Origin of the sequence: Salmonella sp. NW1250 (assembly GCF_051812965.1) — a bacterium.
GTDB lineage: Bacteria > Pseudomonadota > Gammaproteobacteria > Enterobacterales > Enterobacteriaceae > Salmonella > Salmonella enterica.
Map to the genome: position 1 here is coordinate 83695 of NZ_JAMNDD010000013.1, position 19750 is coordinate 103444.

19 protein-coding genes and 1 riboswitch are annotated in these 19750 nt (G+C 49.1%); of the genes, 12 read left to right on the top strand and 7 right to left on the bottom strand.

Annotated features, from left to right (window positions below; all coding sequences use genetic code 11):
* Positions 1-112: 112 nt before the first annotated feature.
* From apbC to NBA72_RS19845, 6 genes are all read left to right on the top strand, one after another.
* Positions 113-1222, top strand: a complete 1110-nt coding sequence (apbC, locus tag NBA72_RS19820; protein ID WP_001005424.1) for an iron-sulfur cluster carrier protein ApbC — start codon at positions 113-115, stop codon at positions 1220-1222.
* A gap of 266 nt (positions 1223-1488) precedes the next feature.
* Positions 1489-1770, top strand: a complete 282-nt coding sequence (locus tag NBA72_RS19825; RefSeq protein ID WP_001543027.1) for a DUF2574 family protein — start codon at positions 1489-1491, stop codon at positions 1768-1770.
* Between the two features lie 279 nt (positions 1771-2049).
* Positions 2050-2595, top strand: coding sequence for a fimbrial protein (locus NBA72_RS19830; RefSeq protein WP_000830494.1), 546 nt, complete (start codon positions 2050-2052; stop codon positions 2593-2595).
* Positions 2596-2664: 69 nt separating this feature from the next.
* A complete protein-coding gene (locus tag NBA72_RS19835; RefSeq protein WP_031607803.1) occupies positions 2665-3321 on the top strand; it encodes a fimbria/pilus periplasmic chaperone in 657 nt (218 codons plus the stop codon).
* A 12-nt stretch (positions 3322-3333) separates the two neighbouring features.
* The gene (locus tag NBA72_RS19840) at positions 3334-5814 is read left to right on the top strand and encodes a fimbrial biogenesis outer membrane usher protein (RefSeq protein WP_000945356.1); all 2481 of its coding nucleotides are present in this window, start codon (positions 3334-3336) and stop codon (positions 5812-5814) included.
* An 8-nt stretch (positions 5815-5822) separates the two neighbouring features.
* Positions 5823-6830, top strand: coding sequence for a fimbrial protein (locus NBA72_RS19845; protein ID WP_042949022.1), 1008 nt, complete (start codon positions 5823-5825; stop codon positions 6828-6830).
* Positions 6831-6871: 41 nt separating this feature from the next.
* Here NBA72_RS19845 and rcnB read toward each other — a convergent pair whose 3' ends face one another.
* A complete protein-coding gene (gene rcnB / locus NBA72_RS19850) occupies positions 6872-7186 on the bottom strand; it encodes a Ni(II)/Co(II) efflux transporter accessory subunit RcnB (protein ID WP_000837534.1) in 315 nt (104 codons plus the stop codon).
* Between the two features lie 282 nt (positions 7187-7468).
* Positions 7469-7565: riboswitch (TPP riboswitch) on the top strand.
* Between the two features lie 31 nt (positions 7566-7596).
* Here rcnB and thiM point away from each other — a divergent pair.
* Genes thiM through NBA72_RS19865 form a run of 3 tightly spaced genes read left to right on the top strand, consistent with a single transcriptional unit; the run spans position 7597 to position 9963 of the window.
* Positions 7597-8394 carry a hydroxyethylthiazole kinase gene (thiM, locus tag NBA72_RS19855; protein ID WP_023218961.1) on the top strand — a complete coding sequence of 266 codons (798 nt, stop codon included), beginning with the start codon at positions 7597-7599 and terminating at the stop codon, positions 8392-8394.
* Positions 8381-9181 carry a bifunctional hydroxymethylpyrimidine kinase/phosphomethylpyrimidine kinase gene (thiD, locus tag NBA72_RS19860; protein ID WP_001188955.1) on the top strand — a complete coding sequence of 267 codons (801 nt, stop codon included), beginning with the start codon at positions 8381-8383 and terminating at the stop codon, positions 9179-9181. The genes thiM and thiD overlap by 14 nt, the downstream gene beginning before the upstream one ends.
* Positions 9182-9216: 35 nt before the next feature.
* Positions 9217-9963, top strand: a complete 747-nt coding sequence (locus NBA72_RS19865; RefSeq protein WP_000434062.1) for a GntR family transcriptional regulator — start codon at positions 9217-9219, stop codon at positions 9961-9963.
* Here the strand turns inward: NBA72_RS19865 and NBA72_RS19870 are convergent.
* From NBA72_RS19870 to NBA72_RS19880, 3 genes are read right to left on the bottom strand one after another with little or no spacing between them, the layout of a single operon-like run.
* Positions 9937-10902 (bottom strand): PfkB family carbohydrate kinase, encoded by a 966-nt coding sequence (locus NBA72_RS19870; RefSeq protein ID WP_001012652.1) that lies wholly within the window; start codon positions 10900-10902, stop codon positions 9937-9939. The two genes, NBA72_RS19865 and NBA72_RS19870, sit on opposite strands and share 27 nt — an antisense overlap.
* Positions 10899-11903, bottom strand: a complete 1005-nt coding sequence (locus NBA72_RS19875) for an ADP-ribosylglycohydrolase family protein (protein ID WP_010835118.1) — start codon at positions 11901-11903, stop codon at positions 10899-10901. Before NBA72_RS19875 ends, NBA72_RS19870 begins: the two co-directional genes overlap by 4 nt.
* Entirely contained in the window at positions 11900-13171 is a 1272-nt protein-coding gene (locus NBA72_RS19880) for a nucleoside permease (protein WP_000858698.1), read from the bottom strand. Before NBA72_RS19880 ends, NBA72_RS19875 begins: the two co-directional genes overlap by 4 nt.
* A gap of 240 nt (positions 13172-13411) precedes the next feature.
* Between NBA72_RS19880 and fbaB the strand changes: the two genes are divergently transcribed.
* A complete protein-coding gene (gene fbaB / locus NBA72_RS19885; RefSeq protein WP_000129590.1) occupies positions 13412-14464 on the top strand; it encodes a class I fructose-bisphosphate aldolase in 1053 nt (350 codons plus the stop codon).
* A 52-nt stretch (positions 14465-14516) separates the two neighbouring features.
* Here fbaB and yegS read toward each other — a convergent pair whose 3' ends face one another.
* Positions 14517-15416, bottom strand: a complete 900-nt coding sequence (gene yegS, locus NBA72_RS19890) for a lipid kinase YegS (RefSeq protein WP_023195014.1) — start codon at positions 15414-15416, stop codon at positions 14517-14519.
* 564 nt (positions 15417-15980) lie between these two features.
* On the opposite strand from yegS, the gene steD reads away from it, so the two are divergent.
* Both steD and NBA72_RS19900 read left to right on the top strand, forming a co-directional pair.
* Complete coding sequence (gene steD, locus NBA72_RS19895) at positions 15981-16316, top strand: type III secretion system effector SteD (RefSeq protein WP_031607508.1); 336 nt, start codon at positions 15981-15983, stop codon at positions 16314-16316.
* Positions 16317-16437: 121 nt separating this feature from the next.
* Entirely contained in the window at positions 16438-16854 is a 417-nt protein-coding gene (locus NBA72_RS19900; protein ID WP_001555792.1) for a CesT family type III secretion system chaperone, read from the top strand.
* A gap of 35 nt (positions 16855-16889) precedes the next feature.
* On the opposite strand, the gene sseK2 is transcribed toward NBA72_RS19900, so the two are convergent.
* Both sseK2 and trhP read right to left on the bottom strand, forming a co-directional pair.
* Entirely contained in the window at positions 16890-17936 is a 1047-nt protein-coding gene (sseK2, locus tag NBA72_RS19905) for a type III secretion system effector arginine glycosyltransferase SseK2 (RefSeq protein ID WP_077910654.1), read from the bottom strand.
* A gap of 449 nt (positions 17937-18385) precedes the next feature.
* Positions 18386-19747 carry a prephenate-dependent tRNA uridine(34) hydroxylase TrhP gene (trhP, locus tag NBA72_RS19910; protein ID WP_001517981.1) on the bottom strand — a complete coding sequence of 454 codons (1362 nt, stop codon included), beginning with the start codon at positions 19745-19747 and terminating at the stop codon, positions 18386-18388.
* Between the last annotated feature and the right edge of the window lie 3 nt (positions 19748-19750).

The following is a 19750-nucleotide window of genomic DNA, read 5'->3' on the forward strand; positions in this document are numbered from 1 at the left end:
GTAATTACTGCGCCAAGCGATAAGGGCATTTATCCGTAAATGAATAATTGTTACCGCTGGAGTAAACTACAAAGTTACAATCGTACTTTTCAGAACTACAAAAGGAGTCGGGATGAACGAACAATCCCAGGCCAAATCACCAGACACCCTGCGAGCGATGGTCGCCGGGACGCTGGCGAATTTTCAGCACCCAACCCTGAAGCATAACCTCACCACGCTTAAGGCGTTGCACCACGTCGCCTGGATGGATGATACGCTGCACGTTGAGCTGGTCATGCCGTTCGTCTGGAACAGCGCGTTTGAGGTCTTAAAAGAGCAATGCAGCGCCGATCTGTTACGTATTACAGGCGCAAAAGCGATCGACTGGAAACTGTCGTACAACATTGCGACGCTGAAACGCGTCAAAAATCAGCCTGGCATTAATGGCGTGAAAAACATCATTGCCGTGAGCTCCGGTAAAGGCGGGGTGGGTAAATCGTCCACGGCGGTAAACCTGGCGCTGGCGTTAGCGGCTGAAGGCGCAAAGGTCGGGGTTCTCGATGCCGATATTTACGGTCCGTCGATCCCAACCATGCTTGGCGCAGAAGATCAGCGCCCGACATCGCCAGACGGTACGCATATGGCGCCGATTATGTCTCACGGCCTGGCGACCAACTCGATCGGCTATCTGGTGACTGACGATAACGCGATGGTATGGCGCGGCCCAATGGCCAGTAAGGCGCTGATGCAGATGTTGCAGGAGACGCTGTGGCCGGATCTGGATTATCTGGTACTGGATATGCCGCCGGGAACCGGGGATATTCAGTTAACGCTGGCGCAGAACATTCCTGTTACCGGCGCGGTGGTGGTGACTACGCCGCAGGATATCGCGCTAATCGACGCCAAAAAAGGTATCGTGATGTTCGAGAAGGTGGAAGTGCCGGTGCTCGGCATTGTGGAAAATATGAGTATGCATATTTGTAGCAACTGCGGCCATCACGAACCGATCTTCGGCACGGGCGGCGCGCAGAAGCTGGCGGAAAAATACCATACTCAGCTTCTGGGTCAGATGCCGCTGCATATTAGTCTGCGCGAAGATCTCGATCGCGGTACGCCGACGGTGGTTAGCCGTCCGGAGAGCGAATTTACCGCGATCTATCGCGAACTGGCCGATCGCGTTGCGGCACAGCTTTACTGGCAGGGTGAAGTGATTCCGGGAGAAATCGCCTTCCGCGCGGTGTAATTTCTGGCGTTAAATATTATTCACCGTATCAATGATATATTGATGCGGTGAATATATTGAATGGAAAAGCTGCGTAATATTGTTTATCCTGCCTGTATAATCCATGCCTTTTTCTGAATAATTCGCCTCAATGCATCATTTGAATTGATCAAACCTATCTCATTAATCTACCATTCCAATTGGTTTTAGCAGGGATGTTAATACATAATTCAACGGAGAAATGGCTTGTACGCTGTTTTCCACTTAAAACAGGAATAATGAACGCAATGAAGAAAAGTTTATTCTTGGGATTTATAACTCTGGCTTATGGAATGAGTTTACAGGCTTTGGCTTCTGATACGGCAACCTTAACCATTACCGGGAGGGTTGTTGAACCAACATGCAGTACTGATGTTGTGAATAATACGGTGCAGCAGCGATGTGGTCAGACTCTTCATCATACAGATATTAACAATGTTACCCCCACTCCTGCACAAGGCATTGTTACTGAAATTGTCGCTGTTCCTGGGGATTCCACACGACAGATAGTGTTAAATCGCTACGACTAAGAAAATATATTGTTTATTAAGCCTTTATCATTTTGATGAATGATAGAGGCTTTTTTTATTTGCGATACAAATAATTATTGTCAATTAATTACGCTAATTTATTAGATTTTAAAATAGTACTCACCTTCACTTATTTGCTACAACTATATTGATATTTGTAACTTGTTTTAAATCAATAAAACAACACGTTTACATTGCAGTAACGTTTTTGGTGTGCGAATTTAAATCCAAGGGTTAACCCTCTTAACAAATAGAAATTATTTTATTAAGGAAGATACTATGAAACGTTCAATTATTTCTGCTGCTGTACTGTCTGCTGTATTTATGAGTGCTGGGGCGTTTGCTGAAGATACCGGAACTTTAAACATTATTGGCACAGTAGTTGGAACATCATGCCAGTTTGTGTCAGGAAATAATTCAGAGGATGTGGTGTTAAGTCAGGTTGAAACTAATGTATTTGATACGATGAGTCCCGGTTCGGTTTATACACCAATCACGGAACAGACCACACATCTCAAAATTTACTGCCCAGGTATTGAAGAAGGAAAAAGTCTGAATATTACTGTCAAGGCACCAACTTTAGATGCTGAAGGTGTAATTGGAAATACGTTACCTGATGGTGCTAAAGGTGTCGGTTTTGCTTTGAAATATAAAAACAAAGCTGTTGATCATAGCTCAAATAATATCATCGTGGGAGCCACAGATTTTGACTCAGATAAGATCTATACGATTCCACTGGATGTTTATTATGCTAAGCAAGGTACTGACGCAGTAACGTCAGGGGATGTGAACGCTACCGTAACACTGCAAGCTGCATATAATTGATTTGTAGGCCGGCATAACCTGCCGGCCTTTTATAAGGTAGTTACCCATGAAAAAACTTCTTTTTTTTCGCTGTTCTTCATTTCAACGGCAAATGCCGGTGTGGTTATTTACGGTACTCGCATTATCTATCCAGCAGAGAAAAATGAAGTACTGGTGCAGTTAATGAATCAGGGTGGGCGTTCTTCATTGGTTCAGTCGTGGATTGATGATGGAGATACATCGTTACCACCGGAAAAGATTAAGGTTCCATTTTTGCTAACACCTCCTGTTGCGAAGGTGGCTGGGGATTCAGGTCAGCAGATTAAAATTAAAAAAATGCCAAACATGCTACCAAATAATAAAGAAAGTTTGTTTTATCTCAACGTACTGGATATTCCACCAAACAATCCAAATAGTACCGGTAAAAATGTATTGAAATTTGCCATGCAGAATCGCATCAAATTATTCTATCGGCCTAAAGGAATTGCCCCAGTTAATAGAGGTACTTTTCAGAAACTGTCCATGAAACGTACTGCTAGTAGTTATTCTATTCAGAATGATACAGCTAATTGGGTCACGATAATAGAAGTTAAAGTTAATGGTGTTAAAATAAATAATGAAAGTATTATGCTTGCACCGTTCTCCAGTGCAGATGTGGCATTAAAAAGTGCTAATGCCAATCAGTATAAAATGACCATTATTGACGATCACGGTAATTATATTAGCGATAACGTCAGCTTAAAATAACAGGAGCTGGTTATGTTAAGGATGACTCCGATTGCTTCGGCGGTATTACTGTTGCTACTCGGCATTGACGCCCATGCCGCAGAAGAAACGTTTGATACAAATTTTATGATGGGTGGAATGAAAGGTGAGAGGGTTTCTGATTTTCGCCTCGATGATAACCAACCCCTGCCAGGCCAATATGATATTGACATCTACGTCAATAAACAGTGGCGTGGTAAGTATGATATTACTGTTAAGGATAATCCGGATGACACCTGTTTATCCCGCGATGCATTAACGCGTCTGGGGATAAATATACAAGCATTGGACAAGCAGAATGAATGCCCAACCTTGAAGCAGGCGGTACAAGGGGGCAGTTATGCCTGGAATATTGGCACGTTTCGTCTGGATCTTAGCGTTCCGCAGGCGTTTGTCGATGAACTTGAGCAAGGGTATGTTCCTCCGGAAAACTGGGATCGTGGCATTAATGCCTTCTATACCTCGTACTATGCCAGCCAGTATTACAGCGACTATAAGGATTCTGGCAACAGTAAAAGTACCTACGCGCGTTTCACCAGCGGGTTAAACCTGCTGGGCTGGCAGCTGCATTCCGATGCCAGCTATAACAAAACCGATGACAGCAGCGGGGAGTGGAAAAGCAACACCCTGTATCTGGAGCGCGGCATCCCGCAAATTCTGGGCACTCTGCGTGCCGGGGATATGTATACCTCATCAGATATTTTTGATGCGGTGCGTTTTCGTGGCGTACGGCTGTATCGCGATATGCAGATGCTGCCGAACTCAAAACAGAATTTTACGCCGCTGGTGCAGGGGATTGCGCAAAGTAACGCGCTGGTCACCATCGAACAGAACGGTTTTGTGGTTTACCAGAAAGAGGTTCCGCCAGGCCCGTTCTCTATTGCGGATTTACAGTTGGCAGGCGGCGGTGCGGATCTTGATGTTAGCATCAAAGAGGCTGACGGATCGGTAACAACCTATCTGGTGCCCTATGCTGCGGTGCCCAATATGTTGCAGCCGGGTGTTTCAAAATATGATTTTGCGGCAGGGCGTAGCCATATCGAAGGCGCCAGCAACCAGACCGATTTTGCGCAGATGAGCTACCAATACGGGCTGAATAATCTCTTAACGCTGTACGGCGGCACCATGCTGGCGGATAACTACAATGCATTTACGTTGGGTACTGGCTGGAATACGCGTATCGGCGCGATTTCCGTCGATATGACACAATCGCATAGCAAGCAAGACAATGGTGATGTGTTTGACGGGCAAAGTTACCAGATTGCCTATAACAAGTATTTGACGCAAACCGCCACCCGTTTTGGGCTTGCTGCCTATCGTTACTCGTCACGAGATTACCGAACGTTTAACGATCACGTTTGGGCCAATAACAAAGACAGCTATGATCGTGATGAAAATGATGTGTACGACATTGCGGATTATTATCAGAACGATTTTGGTCGTAAGAACAGTTTTTCGGCGAACGTCAGCCAATCTTTGCCGCAGGGCTGGGGCTCTGTATCTTTGAGCACGCTGTGGCGTGATTATTGGGGGCGTAGCGGTAACAGTAAAGATTATCAGCTGAGCTATTCCAATAGCTGGCAACGGATTAGCTATACCTTTTCCGCCAGCCAGACTTACGATGAAGATCATCACGAAGATAAGCGTTTTAACGTTTTTATCTCTATTCCGTTCGATTGGGGAGATGATATTAGCGCTCCGCGCAGGCATTTGTATGTGTCTAACTCAACGACCTTTGATGATGACGGTTTTGCGTCAAATAATACCGGGCTTTCCGGCACCGCAGGCAGTCGCGATCAGTTTAACTATGGGGTGAATCTCAGCCATCAACGGCAGGACAGCGAGACAACGGCTGGCGGGAATCTGACGTGGAATGCGCCGGTCGCCACGCTTAACGGTAGCTACAGTCAGTCTTCTAAATACACGCAAACTGGCGGCAGTATTTCCGGGGGGCTGGTGGCCTGGTCTGGGGGCGTGAATTTAGCCAACCGACTGTCGGAAACGTTTGCCGTGATGCATGCGCCGGGCCTGGAAGGAGCGTATGTTAATGGGCAGAAATACCGCACCACCAACCGTAATGGCGTGGTGGTCTACGATGGTTTAACGCCGTATCGTGAAAACCACTTGATGCTGGATGTCTCCAACACTAATAGTGAAACCGATCTGCAAGGGAATCGGCGTAATACAGCCCCATATCGGGGGGCAGTCGTTCTGGCGACGTTTGATACCGACCAACGTAAACCTTGGTATATCCGGGCGCAGCGTCCCGATGGTTCACCGCTGACCTTTGGTTACGAAGTAGAGGATATTCATGGACATAATATTGGCGTGGTAGGCCAGGGAAGCCAGCTCTTTATTCGCACCAATGAAGTACCGCCGGAAATAAATGTGGCGATTGATAAACAACAGGGACTTTCATGCTCAATCACTTTCGGCAAAACGATTGATGAAAGTAAAGTTTATATTTGTCGGTGAGGAATGTCATGAGATATTTATTGATGTTGTTTATGATTTTTATATCTTCAAATTTGCAAGCGTATTGTTATATTATAAATCCGGAATCTGCTAGTAATACAAAAATAGAGGATGTAATTGAAATTAAATTAGATAGCAGGAATGTTTTTGAAAAAGAAGTATCAATGGTATTTCCAGATTCTTTCTCTGGATTCCATTGTTTGGGAGGGACTGCTGTAGAAAACCGCTTTAAGACAACGTATTCAAGTGGTAATGGGGAGACTGTAAGATATAAAATAAAAGATGATAGCGGACATAGGTTGTATGTTGATGTGACATTGTTTGTTGATGGTAGCCAAACAGGAAAACAAAAAGCCAATGAGACTTCTCAAGCCAGTAAACTAAACAATAACTTAAAATACAAGGTGTTGGCTAAGGTGGTAAAAGTGGAGGCAGATGATAATAGTATTGAAGCCAAATCTGCAGGTGAAGCTTTTTTGTTAGGAAATTATATCAAAGTCAAACCATTGGATTGTCATGGAGCAGCTATTTGTAATCATGATAACACCAATCATGAATATAGTTTTAAAGTGCCGATAAAAATATTTTTTACTAAGACAACATGTTCTTTGTCTAATAATGAGATTACGTTGTCTCCTATTTCATTAAGTGATCTGTTGGCTGGTAATGCTCAGGTCGAATACTTTCCTGATGCACTGAAATTTACATGTGATGGAGGGCTGGGAATGACGACAAGTATTGTAAATTATCATTTTTCTGCCGTTTCAGCAACCAATGGAGATTATTTGGCAAATGAATTAACAAGCGCCGATAGTGCAAAAAATGTTGGGTTTAAAATTTTCCTTAATGATAACATTATTCATGTAAACTCTGATGAGAAAAGGCAACTGTTAGGGTATAATAAAGAAATGACTGAAGCTTCAGAACTGAAGCTGGGTGTACAATACTATAAATATGGTAACGTCCAACCGGGCAATGTAAAAAGTAGTGTTTATATTATTACAAGTTATCAGTAATCAATGCTAAGCACACTCTCCTTAACGGAGAGTGTGCTTTTTTATCGATGATAAAAAATCTCGCCATCATAGGCTTTGATGATTTTTCCATCGGTATCGTTAATCAGTACATACGCGCCGCCCATATAGGTCCAGTGAGTACCGGCATCTGGCGCGGGCAGATTACGTAATTTCCACTGTTTAATATTATACTCATCGGTGCGGTACATCTGCGGAACGGTATCGCCGGGCTTGAAGTGGGTGAAGTCGGCGATAAAACTTTTTAACTCATATTGATCAATGCCCGTTGTCGCGGGGGCGGCCCATGCAAAACTGGTTGCAAGCAACAGCGCGCAAGGCAGCAACTTACTTTTCATACTTTTACCCTCCACATATGCGGGTCAGTTAACATCGTGTGTATCATTTCTGCTGGTGGCGTATCTGACAAGCGCTATTTTGTTATCTCACGCCCCTTTTCGTAAAAAGTGTAAACGAAAGCGTCGTGCAGCAACATATCCGCCAGCAAGTTTGCCAGAACCGAATAGGTTTTGAGAACTATCTGATAACACTGAAATTATCGTCCGCCGCTGACTGTAAATTTACATTGTCTGGCGCAGACAGTATGCTTAATAGCGAAACCACCGCTTAACACGGTGGGGCTTGACGACTCGGGGTGCCCTTCTTTGTGAAGGCTGAGAAATACCCGTACCACCTGATCTGGATAATGCCAGCGTAGGGAAGTCTGACACTGCTCGTGTCCCTTCTTCACGCGGGCAGGAGCTGAACCATGCAGCCTGACCTGCACTGCCGCACGCTTGCGGCGCATACGTTAAAACACTTTCGCGCGCTCTCCCCGCTTACGCACTGTATGACGAATGACGTCGTACAAACGTTTACCGCCAATACGCTGCTGGCGCTGGGCGCTTCACCCGCCATGGTGATTGATCCCGTCGAGGCCAGACCGTTTGCCGCCATCGCCAACGCCTTGCTGGTTAATGTCGGAACATTAACCGCCTCACGCGCTGACGCGATGCGTGGGGCGGTAGAAAGCGCTTATGATGCCAAAACGCCGTGGACGCTTGATCCTGTCGCGGTGGGCGCGCTGGAATTTCGTCGGCGATTTTGCCTGGATCTCTTGCCCCTGCGCCCGGCGGCAATACGCGGCAATGCCTCGGAAATCCTGGCGTTATCCGGCATGGCGCTGGGCGGACGCGGCGTAGATACCACCGAGGCGGCGTTGGCCGCACTGCCTGCGGCGCAGGCGCTGGCGCGTCAGATAGACTGCATCGTTGTGGTTACCGGAGAGATAGATTACGTCACTAACGGTCAGCGCACGCTGAGCATTCCCGGCGGCGATCCGTTAATGACTCGCATTGTAGGCACCGGCTGCGCGTTGTCGGCGGTCGTCGCCGCCAGTTGCGCGTTACCGGGCGCCGCGCTGGACAATGTCGCTTCGGCCTGCTGCTGGATGAAACTGGCTGGACAGGCCGCGGCAGAGCGTAGCGAAGGACCGGGTAGCTTCATCCCGGCTTTTCTTGATGCGCTCTATCATCTGGATGTGGAGGCGGCCAATGCAACGAATTAACGCGCTGACGATTGCCGGCACCGATCCCAGCGGCGGGGCCGGTATCCAGGCGGATCTCAAGACCTTTTCCGCGCTGGGCGCGTATGGCTGTTCGGTCATCACCGCGCTGGTGGCGCAAAATACCTGTGGCGTACAGTCGGTGTACCGGATAGAGCCGGACTTTGTCGCCGCTCAACTTGATTCCGTGTTCAGCGATGTGCGCATTGATACCACGAAAATCGGGATGCTGGCGGAAACCGATATTGTCGAGGCCGTGGCGGAACGACTACAGCGCCATCATGTACGTAATGTGGTGCTGGATACGGTGATGCTGGCGAAAAGCGGCGATCCGTTGCTCTCGCCCTCTGCGATAGAAACATTACGCGTCCGGCTGTTGCCGCAGGTATCGCTGATTACGCCTAATTTGCCGGAAGCCGCAGCGTTGCTGGATGCGCCCCATGCGCGTACGGAACAGGAGATGCTGGCGCAGGGGCGGGCGTTACTGGCGATGGGATGTGAAGCGGTATTGATGAAAGGCGGGCATTTAGAGGATGCGCAAAGCCCGGACTGGCTCTTTACCCGTGAGGGCGAGCAACGTTTTAGCGCGCCGCGTGTGAACACCAAAAATACGCATGGAACGGGCTGTACGCTGTCGGCGGCGCTGGCGGCGTTACGGCCCCGGCATCGCTGTTGGGGAGAGACGGTAAACGAGGCGAAGGCATGGCTTTCGGCGGCGCTGGCGCAGGCGGACACGCTGGAAGTGGGGAAGGGCATTGGTCCGGTACATCATTTCCACGCGTGGTGGTAGTATACTGCCTACAGACCCGTCGTCAGGAAAGATAAATGGAACAAGCGCATACCCGGCTCATCGCGCAACTGAATGAACGAATTTCAGCGGCGGATAATACGCCGCTATACATGAAATTCGCCCAGACGGTAAAGGATGCCGTGCGCAGCGGTATTCTTGAGCACGGTAATATTTTGCCTGGCGAACGCGATCTCAGCCAGCTTACCGGCGTCTCGCGCATCACGGTACGAAAAGCGATGCAGGCGCTGGAAGAAGAGGGGGTCGTTACGCGCGCCCGCGGCTACGGTACGCAAATCAATAATATCTTTGAATATTCCCTGAAAGAGGCGCGGGGATTTTCTCAGCAGGTTGTCTTGCGCGGCAAAAAACCGGATACGCTATGGGTTAACAAACGTGTGGTAAGTTGTCCGGATGAGGTCGCGCAGCATCTGGCGATCCCCGCAGGCAGCGACGTCTTTTTACTCAAACGCATTCGTTATGTTGATGAGGACGCGGTATCGATTGAAGAGTCCTGGGTGCCCGCGCATCTGATTCATGATGTCGACGCGATTGGCATTTCGCTGTATGACTATTTTCGTCGCCAGCACATTTACCCTCAGCGTACCCGATCCCGCGTCAGCGCCCGGATGCCGGATGATGAGTTTCAGTCGCATATTCAAATGGATGGTAAAGTGCCGGTGCTGGTGATTAAGCAGGTGGCGCTCGATCAGCAGCAGCGGCCTATTGAATACAGCATCAGTTATTGTCGTAGCGACCTATACGTTTTTGTGTGCGAGGAGTAGCGCCTCGCGCGTGGGCGCGCAGTCGCCGCCGCGATGCCCGACCACCCAGCTCGCCACCGCATTTCCCAGCAGTACGGCATCCGCGAGCGGCCAGCCTGACGCCAGTCCTGCCAGCACGCCGCCAGCATGGCTGTCGCCCGCGCCGATGGTATCCACCACGGTTGCCGGAAACGCTGGTACAACGCCGGAAGATTGCGCGCTAAAATACCACGCTCCGTCTTTATCGTGGCGCACCACCAGCGGCGCGGAAAAGCGTTTTACCCATGCTTCGCCGAAAGTGCGCGTATCGGTCGCAAGCCCGGCGCGTTCCGCAGCGATGATGGCTTCCTGGCGGTTGAGGGAGACGATGGGCCGGCAGGCCATAATGCGCGCCATTGCGTCGTCTGTAATATCACCGATTCGTGGGCCAAAATCGATAAAAGGCGTGACATCGTCGACGGTTTCCAGCCACTGGATCAGTGGCTCGCCACAGGACGAGGCCAGTTGATAGCCGGACAGGTAGACAAGACTGCCCCGCGGTGTCCTGAGCTGCGACAGCCAGTCCGCATTCCACTGGTTTTCCACGCCGCTAAAAGACATAAACGTGCGTTCGCCATCCGGTTCGACTAACGCCAGACACCAGCCGTTATCTCCTTCAACCGCGTCAATCACGCTGGATAATCCCTCTTTTGCCAGACGGCGGCGAATCCTCTCCGCCCACACGCCCTGGCCCAGCGGCAGCGCATTGCTGGCGTCAATCCCCAGTCGTTTCAATGCCACGGCAATATTCAGCGCACAGCCGCCGACATTGACGCTCTGTTGTTGCAGTTCAATATCGCCTCCGCGACGCGGCAATGTCCAGGCGTCGGCAATGATATCGATCACTGCCGCGCCGATAACGGTGAGCGGACGCCGGGTATGCAGGGTCGGTAATAATGTCAGCAACCGTGCGCCGTTCATAGTGCCTCCCGCCGTTGACGATAACTCGCCAGCGCAACGGCATAGCGCGCAAAATCCAGCTGATTAACCTCGTCCAGCGTTTGCTTTAACTGGGGGTTAATGGCGCTTACCCCGTGCAACGCGCCGCAAATGGCGGTAGCCATCGCGCCGATAGTGTCGGTATCGCCGCCGAGGTTAGCGCACAGCACGGCACAGCGGTTAGGATCGGTATTCGCCAGTTCCACCATGGCGATAGCACAGGGAACCGATTCAATGGTGCTGGTTCCCGCGCCGATGATCTGATAGAGCTGTTCGCTGGCAGATTCGACGCCGTCGGCGTGGCGGACAATGTTTAGCGCCAGTTCCAGACGTGCCGATAGCGAGGCGCTAAACGTGGTAATACGCGCTGTCTGCGCCTGATGGGCGATGGCGGGGAGCGAGTCGGCAATACTTTGCCACGTGTCGCCGTTAACCGCTCGCGAGACGGCCCAGGCGACAACCACGGCGCCAGCCACCGCCAGATCGGATTTATGCGTCGGGCTGGAGGCTAACGCTACTTCTGCTATAAAGGCTGTCAGGTTAGTTGGCGGCAACAGGCAGCCCAACGGCGAAATGCGCATGGCCGCGCCGTTAGTCACGCCGTTATTTTCCAGCGCCGCGATGGGTTTGCCGTCGCGAATCGCATTCAGCGCAATTTTTGACGTCGGGCCGAGTACATTTTTATTGAACGCATCAAAGCGCTCTGCCCAGGCGAGGATGTTACGCCCAATAATCTCGGGATCAATGTTGCCTTCGCATTCGAGTAGCGCGTCGGCCAGGCAGAGCGCCATTGCGGTATCGTCCGTAAACTCCGCGCGGTTAAAATAGCAGGCGGCATTATTTTCTTTTGGGCCGGGCAGAAAGCGGTCAATCCAGCCGAAATGCGCTTTGACGCGCGTTCTCGGCCACAGCTCAGAGGGCATTCCCATCGCATCCCCTAACGCTTGCCCGTAAAGAGCACCGAGAATACGTTCTGCTTTCATTTTACTTCCCCTTGTGTCAACGCAATATCGCGATCGTCAATAGCAGTGATCTCTTTGTCCGATTCGCGAAAGAAAATCATAAACAGTAGCGCGATGACGGCAATCATCACTGCGCCAAACGTCCACATGCCCGCCCAGTTGAATGTCAGACCGTTAACCGGTTGCGGATAAGCAAACATTTTTTCCATCATCACGCCGCCGAGACGATACCCCAGCAGGCTGCCGAATCCCTGACAGCAGAGGGTGATTAGCCCTTGCGCAGCGGTACGCATATGAACCGGCGCTTTTTTATCGACATAAATGTAGGCGGTGACGTAGTAGAAATCGTAACTTACGCCGTGCAGCAAAATACCGAGGAACAGCAGGGCGTAAGTGAAGTACGTCTCCGCGCCGCCATAGACAAAAAAGCCGTAGCGGATCGCGGCGGTAATAAGACCAAGCAATAATACCTTTTTAATACCAAAGCGCTTAGTGAAAAAGGGCAGCGCCAGCATAAAGAAGATTTCAGAGAACTGGCCGAGCGTCATCCAGCCGGTGGCGTTCTTCATTCCCACTTCCGTCAGATAGCCGTTAGCAAAGATGTAGTAGAAGGCCAGCGGCATCGCAAACAGGAAGGAACAGAAGAAGAAAACGAGAAAGTTTTTATCGCGCAGCAGGACCAGCGCATCCAGCCCCAGCATCACTTTAATATCCATCTTGCCGGTGCTTTTTGGCGGCGTGTCTGGCAGACAGAACGCAAATACGCCCAGCAACGCTGAACTTGCGGCGGTTATGAGCAGTGGAATGTTGGTGGGGGAAATATCGTTATAGCCTAACATTTGCGGCAGGAATCCACAGGCGAGGCCGGAGGCAATCCACCCAATGGTTCCCATAACGCGAATGCGTGGAAAATCGCGTTCAACGTCCGGTACGTTAGCGAAGGCAATGCTGTTTGTCAGCGCGATGGTCGGCATATAGGTCAATGAATAGGCCAGAAGCAGCGGAAAGAATCCGACAAAGGTGGTTTGCTGCGCCGCGAAATACATCAGCACGGCGCCAGCAAACATCAGTACCGCCAGGACTTTTTGCGCCGAGAAAAAACGGTCGGTAACGGAGCCGACCAGAATCGGCGACAGGATCGCCGCAATGGCGGTACAGGCATAAGACCAGCCTATTTCACCGGCGGAAAACCCGCTTTTATTTAGCCATAGCCACAGGGGGACGAACCAGGCGCCCCAGATAAACCACTCCACGAACATCATGAACGACAGTTTAAAGGTCGTTTTCATTTTTGAATCCTTCATGACAGGTAAGGTACGCCACGACAATACCTTTTAAATACCATTGAGCATTAATTTTGACCGATCTAACACTTTTTCGGACGTGAATCGAGTCAGCAGATAGCGCCGAAAAAATGCGCTAAAGTTGGCAAAAATGGTCGGTCAGTACCAGGCTTATTGCGACCCGCAATCTGCGGGGCAGGACTATTCACCTTCCGATACCCTATCGGAACTTACGGGAGCATAGCTATGACTGATATTGCGCAGTTGCTTGGCAAAGACGCCGACAGCCTTTTACAGCATCGTTGTATGACCATTCCTTCCGATCAGCTTTATCTACCCGGCAAGGATTACGTTGACCGGGTGATGATTGACAATAATCGTCCACCAGCCGTTCTGCGTAATATGCAGACGCTCTATAATACTGGACGCCTGGCGGGAACAGGATACCTTTCGATACTGCCCGTCGATCAGGGAGTGGAGCACTCCGCCGGCGCCTCTTTTGCGGCCAACCCGCGCTACTTTGACCCAAAAAATATTGTTGAATTGGCGATTGAGGCCGGCTGTAACTGCGTGGCCTCTACCTACGGCGTACTGGCCTCGGTTTCACGGCGCTATGCGCACCGTATTCCGTTTTTGGTCAAACTGAATCACAACGAAACATTGAGCTATCCGACAGAGTACGATCAGACCCTGTACGCCAGCGTTGAGCAGGCGTTCAATATGGGCGCCGTGGCGGTAGGCGCGACGATCTATTTCGGTTCGGAACAGTCCCGTCGCCAGATTGAAGAGATCTCCGCCGCTTTTGAGCGTGCGCATGAGCTGGGTATGGTGACCGTATTGTGGGCTTACCTGCGTAATTCTTCCTTTAAAAAAGACGGCGTTGATTACCATGTATCCGCTGACCTGACGGGGCAAGCCAACCATCTGGCCGCTACGATTGGTGCGGATATTGTGAAACAGAAAATGGCCGAGAATAATGGCGGTTATAAAGCGGTCAACTTCGGCTATACCGACGATCGCGTGTACAGCAAACTGACCAGCGATAACCCGATTGATTTGGTTCGTTACCAGTTGGCGAACTGCTATATGGGACGCGCCGGGCTTATCAACTCCGGCGGCGCGGACGGCGGCGACACTGACCTCGGCGACGCGGTTCGTACCGCGGTGATCAACAAACGAGCCGGTGGAATGGGGCTAATTCTGGGACGTAAAGCCTTTAAGAAATCGATGGCTGATGGCGTGAAGTTGATTAACGCCGTACAGGATGTCTATCTGGATAGCAAAGTCACCATCGCCTGAGTTCAACGAAGAAAAGCCGGATGTGAACGCATCCGGCCAGCGACAGGTGTTATTAACGTAGCAACGGGCAGTCTGGCGGCAGCCGACAGCGTAATGCGCCAGGCAGCACCTCAATATGAAATTCTTGTCCGCTGAGTGGTTCGCCATCCAGATTGAACGTGATTTCATGCGGCGCATGAATATCAAACCACGCCGAGGCGCCGTCAATAATATTCGGATTGTCATCTGACTGCGTGAGTGTGGAAAACAGCGCCGGCAGCAGTTCTTCGCCGGTAAAAATCCGTAGCTGTAACAGCCCGTCGTTAATCAGCGCGGTGGGACATAATTGCTGCCCGCCGCCGGCCTGACGACCGTTGCCGATGCCGATCACCAGCGCATCTCCCTGCCAGTGAAAGTTTTCGCCACGTATTTCGCAGCGGTCAGGGGTCAGCGTATCCATTCTCATCAGACCGTGAATAAGATAGGAGACGCCGCCCAACGCGGCTTTAAGTTTTTCCGGCGTTTCGGTGGTAATGCGGGTGCCAAAACCGCCCGTCGCCATATTGATAAAACAGGTTTTATCATTGACCCTGGCCATATCAATTTCCATCGCGTTTCCGGCAATCGCCAGTTTCAGCGCTTTGTCCAGCGCTTCAGGAATACCGGCGCTGGTGGCAAAATCGTTGGCAGTGCCGAGCGGCAAAAGGCCCAGTGCAGGGGCTACGCTGTCGCGGATCTGGATGAGCGCGGTCGACACTTCATTAATGGTACCGTCTCCGCCGCCGGCAATCACCGTTTCAACGCCCAGTCTACGGGCTTCATCAACGTAACGCTGCGCGTCGCCTTTTTCCCAGGTTACCCGAACGTGAATCTGTATACCTTCGTCGCGAAGTAGAGTAATGGCCTCACGTAGCGGCTGGTTATCAGCGCTTTTGCCATTGAGGATCAGTAAGCTGGCGGGAAAGTTAGCCATCCGTTATGCCTTAATAGGTTGAACAACAATCTCCAGAAAGTGTATAGCAGAAATGAAAAAGCGAGGTCAGAACAGGATGAAAATTGAAATGTTGCGCACTTATTGCTTTACCGTTTTTCTTCCTGCTGTACGCAGCGGTAAGCGAAGCATGGTTTAAGGCAAATGGCGACAAGAGAGATGCCGGTATGCGCATTGAGTATCGCTTGTAAGAGTGCAAGGAAACCACAAGGGGTAGTCAGACGCTTTCCGATATAGCGCCTTTAATAACGAAACGGAGAATTAACAAGACGAACATACGTCAGTTATCAGTATTAATTTCAAACTTCATAATATCAGATAAAAACCTGATATTTATTACCAAACATACTTTTTAATAGCATAAAATCGAAATGTTCTTTAGACTGCTTTGGCAGGAACAAGGCGCACTATTAGCAGTACACTATTCTTGTTATCAAATAAAACCTATTTAGATGATGACTTGGCGCGGTGTCTTTTAGTCGTACCGTTGCCTGAGGTATCGCTTTTCTCATAAACATAAACAGGCATGTGCATGAAGAGGTTTATATGAATGTTACTTCAGGCGTGAATGCGCAAACGCCATTGCTCTCCCCTTCTGAACGGTGTAATGAAGAAAGTCCGGCAGCTGAAATCGTTGAGTTTAACGCTCACGGCAATAAACCCAGATGTTTAATATGCGTAGGAACCACGGCATTGTTTACAGGTATTTTCAGTGGGGTATGCTCAGGGGCTGTCGCCAGTGTCAGTAGTGGTGCTGCATATACTACCGCTCTGACGGTTTTAGGCGCATCGTTTGGCATTGGGGGAATTGGTATGATGGGAATATGCGCCGGACTATACCTTAGCGCAAATGGCGTCAGAATCCGGCCAGCCTGGCCATAAATGAGCAAACACAGCAAGTCATAGGGAAAAGATGAATTCCGGAGATGACACGGGGTGTTAAGCGTCCAGACCAGAGGCTTATGACTTATATAGAAACGCTTTAGATAGAGTATGGGGTGTTATGTATTCAAGAGCCGATCGCTTATTAAGACAGTTTTCACTGAAATTAAATGCCGATTCAATTGCCTTTGACGAAAACAGATTATGCTCATTTATTATAGATAACCGTTACCGTATCTTACTAACAAGCACTAACAGTGAGTATATAATGATATACGGTTTTTGCGGAAGACCTCCGGATAATAATAATCTTGCTTTTGAATTTCTCAATGCTAATTTATGGTTTGCAGAGAATAATGGACCACATTTGTGTTATGATAATAACTCACAATCATTATTACTGGCTCTCAACTTCTCACTCAATGAAAGTTCTGTAGAGAAACTTGAATGTGAAATTGAGGTAGTTATTAGATCAATGGAGAATCTGTATCACATTTTACAGGATAAAGGAATAACTCTGGATACCGATTATACGTGACGGTGGTAAGGGCGAGTAAAACAAGGCTATCATGATTACCTCCAAGAACTGGCAGTTAAACTGCTTGTGTTCATAATGATATTTTCGTGTTTAAATTCAATGAAATCGCAAAATGCGTCATAATCTTGTATATGAGAACCGTCAAAATAATGCCTCAACCCTTTACTGAGCCAGTCATTATAGGGATCGCCATAAGGTTTACTGTGCATAATATCGAGTCCTTTTATTAATGCTGGATGCTCGCTGCGGTTAACAGCAATAATCCCATTTTCAAGGCTAACGTGATTATCTTTACGACTTACATGGATAGCGATACCATCAGGTAAATACAACGTGCCGAGTTTATCAGTAAGTAACATATCTGCATCAAGATATATGCACCCACCGCCTGGTTGCAGATGATGACAACCAGGTTTACCAGCTTCCAGAAAGGCATCGCTTCCTTTTAGCAGGAAAAGATTTCTGTAGAAGTCAAACCATAAGTGACCTTTGTCTTTATTATGAGATGAAATAAGCGTTTCCTCCGGATTGTTTTTCAAGACATCTTCCAGGCTTTTTTTTACCCCGTTAAGCAAGACCTCATCTCGTTCACTTGCTGACTGACCTTCCAGTTTGGTGATGTTTTCTAAATAAATCGTCGTTAACTTTTTATCATACATGCTATAATTAAGGTCAGAATTATAAATAACCTTTATGTTTCTATAATTTTGTTCCAATTTTGCCAATGCTTTTCTTTGTCCCTTGCTAAAATCGCCATCAACGAAAATACCAATAATTCTTTCTTTTTCTATTATAGCAGCATTGATAATATTATTAAGATAAGGGTTTTTCTGCGTATTGATAATGGGAATTTCGTTTTGACCAAATCTATTTGGATTGCGTTCAAACCACTGAAAAACGAGCGGCGTTTGGTGATTTAGTGGTAATAGAGGATAATCAACCCCAGCAAAACTTACATGGCCTGATGAAGGTAGACTGAGCGTAGGTGCGATGGTTTGAGTATTACTTTGACATGAAATCAAACCTCTAATCCGGGAAAACATTATTTTAATCCTTGTAAAAGCGGCATTAAAACGTGCCATATTTTTACACGCTTAAATTATCAGTTTTTAACCTTAATTTAATAACCTGGAAACTTTTTGTGTAAGTTCTCACAAAGCAGTTATTGATTTAATTTACTGATGTTAAACGTAAACGTCAGAATGCTAAGTCCTGAGTCTGACCGGATGCGGGAGGATTGTGACTTGCTGGCTGGCCATGAATAGTGGAGGTCTGTAAACCTAAGCGCCCATTTGCGCTTTGGTTAGTGTGGTCAATTTTGGATATGGCGGGAAGTACCACTTTTTTATTGATTAAACGCAAAAAATAAGCCTGCGTAAGGGAGATTACGCAGGCCAAGGAGGTGGTTCCTGGTACAGCTAGCATTTATGGGTTATGTTTTTCAGCGCGTTGAATAATACCCGCATTGAGCGAAGCGGTATGTGATCAATTTCTAAGAATCTTCCCGTCATGAAAAAATAACCGCAATTAACTACTTAGCATGGGGGTTACGCGTTGATTCGCCTGAGAAATTACGCATCAATAGTGCGTAATCCAGCGTAACGTCCTGCGGGACGGGCATCCAGACGGTATAGCCATCGCCAGGTGCCACCGGCATAGCGTCGCCTTTGGCATTCTCCATCTGTTCCAGGGTGAAATTGATATTTCCCTGCGGTGTCATCAGCTCCAGACTATCGCCAACGGAGAATTTATTCTTCACCGCCACGGCCGCCAGTTGGCCTTTACGCTCGCCGGTGAACTCGCCGACAAATTGCTGGCGTTCGGAAACGGAGTACCCGTACTCGTAATTCTGGTAATCGTCGTGCGTATGGCGACGCAGGAAACCTTCGGTATAGCCGCGATGAGCCAGACCTTCCAGCGTTTCCAGCAGCGTAGGGTCGAAGGGTTTACCCGCGGCGGCGTCGTCGATGGCCTTACGGTAGACCTGCGCGGTACGGGCGCAGTAATAAAAGGATTTGGTGCGGCCTTCGATTTTCAGCGAGTGGACGCCCATTTTCGTCAGGCGCTCCACGTGGGCGATAGCGCGCAAATCTTTTGAGTTCATGATATAGGTGCCATGCTCGTCTTCGAACGCGGTCATGTATTCGCCCGGTCTTTGGGCCTCTTCTATCATAAACACTTTATCCGTCGGCGCGCCGATACCGAGCGTCGGCTCAACGTTCTGTACCGGAATCGGTTCGTGCTTATGCACGATGTTGCCGACAACGTCTTCTTTTCCTTCCTGCACGTTATATTCCCAACGGCAGGCATTGGTGCAGGTGCCCTGATTCGGATCGCGTTTATTGATGTAGCCGGAAAGCAGGCAGCGGCCGGAATAGGCCATGCATAGCGCGCCGTGGACGAAAATTTCTATTTCCATATCCGGCACCTGCTGGCGAATTTCCTCAATCTCTTCCAGCGACAGCTCGCGGGAGAGAATCACACGGGTCAGCCCCATCTGCTGCCAGAATTTTACCGTCGCCCAGTTTACGGCATTAGCCTGTACCGACAGGTGAATCGGCATTGCCGGGAAGTGCTCGCGTACCAGCATAATCAACCCTGGATCGGACATGATCAGCGCATCCGGGCCCATCTCGACGACGGGTTTCAGGTCACGGATAAAGGTTTTGAGCTTGGCGTTATGCGGGGCGATGTTCACCACCACGTAGAATTTTTTTCCGAGCGCGTGGGCTTCGTTGATGCCAAGCTGCAAATTTTCGTGATTGAATTCGTTATTACGCACGCGTAAAGAGTAGCGTGGTTGGCCCGCATAGACGGCATCGGCACCGTAAGCGAAAGCGTAACGCATATTTTTCAGCGTTCCCGCCGGCGAAAGGAGTTCTGGTTTAAACATCAT

Coding starts and splice junctions, on each gene's coding strand:
- thiM (WP_023218961.1), top strand. CDS start 7,597: ATGCAGCCTGACCTGCACTGCCGCACGCTTGCGGCGCATACGTTAAAA.
- rcnB (WP_000837534.1), bottom strand. CDS start 7,186: ATGAAAAGTAAGTTGCTGCCTTGCGCGCTGTTGCTTGCAACCAGTTTT.
- sseK2 (WP_077910654.1), bottom strand. CDS start 17,936: ATGGCACGTTTTAATGCCGCTTTTACAAGGATTAAAATAATGTTTTCC.
- trhP (WP_001517981.1), bottom strand. CDS start 19,747: ATGTTTAAACCAGAACTCCTTTCGCCGGCGGGAACGCTGAAAAATATG.
- steD (WP_031607508.1), top strand. CDS start 15,981: ATGAATGTTACTTCAGGCGTGAATGCGCAAACGCCATTGCTCTCCCCT.
- NBA72_RS19825 (WP_001543027.1), top strand. CDS start 1,489: ATGAAGAAAAGTTTATTCTTGGGATTTATAACTCTGGCTTATGGAATG.
- NBA72_RS19845 (WP_042949022.1), top strand. CDS start 5,823: ATGAGATATTTATTGATGTTGTTTATGATTTTTATATCTTCAAATTTG.
- NBA72_RS19875 (WP_010835118.1), bottom strand. CDS start 11,903: ATGAAAGCAGAACGTATTCTCGGTGCTCTTTACGGGCAAGCGTTAGGG.
- NBA72_RS19900 (WP_001555792.1), top strand. CDS start 16,438: ATGTATTCAAGAGCCGATCGCTTATTAAGACAGTTTTCACTGAAATTA.
- NBA72_RS19880 (WP_000858698.1), bottom strand. CDS start 13,171: ATGAAAACGACCTTTAAACTGTCGTTCATGATGTTCGTGGAGTGGTTT.
- NBA72_RS19840 (WP_000945356.1), top strand. CDS start 3,334: ATGTTAAGGATGACTCCGATTGCTTCGGCGGTATTACTGTTGCTACTC.
- NBA72_RS19870 (WP_001012652.1), bottom strand. CDS start 10,902: ATGAACGGCGCACGGTTGCTGACATTATTACCGACCCTGCATACCCGG.
- NBA72_RS19865 (WP_000434062.1), top strand. CDS start 9,217: ATGGAACAAGCGCATACCCGGCTCATCGCGCAACTGAATGAACGAATT.
- NBA72_RS19830 (WP_000830494.1), top strand. CDS start 2,050: ATGAAACGTTCAATTATTTCTGCTGCTGTACTGTCTGCTGTATTTATG.
- apbC (WP_001005424.1), top strand. CDS start 113: ATGAACGAACAATCCCAGGCCAAATCACCAGACACCCTGCGAGCGATG.
- yegS (WP_023195014.1), bottom strand. CDS start 15,416: ATGGCTAACTTTCCCGCCAGCTTACTGATCCTCAATGGCAAAAGCGCT.
- fbaB (WP_000129590.1), top strand. CDS start 13,412: ATGACTGATATTGCGCAGTTGCTTGGCAAAGACGCCGACAGCCTTTTA.
- thiD (WP_001188955.1), top strand. CDS start 8,381: ATGCAACGAATTAACGCGCTGACGATTGCCGGCACCGATCCCAGCGGC.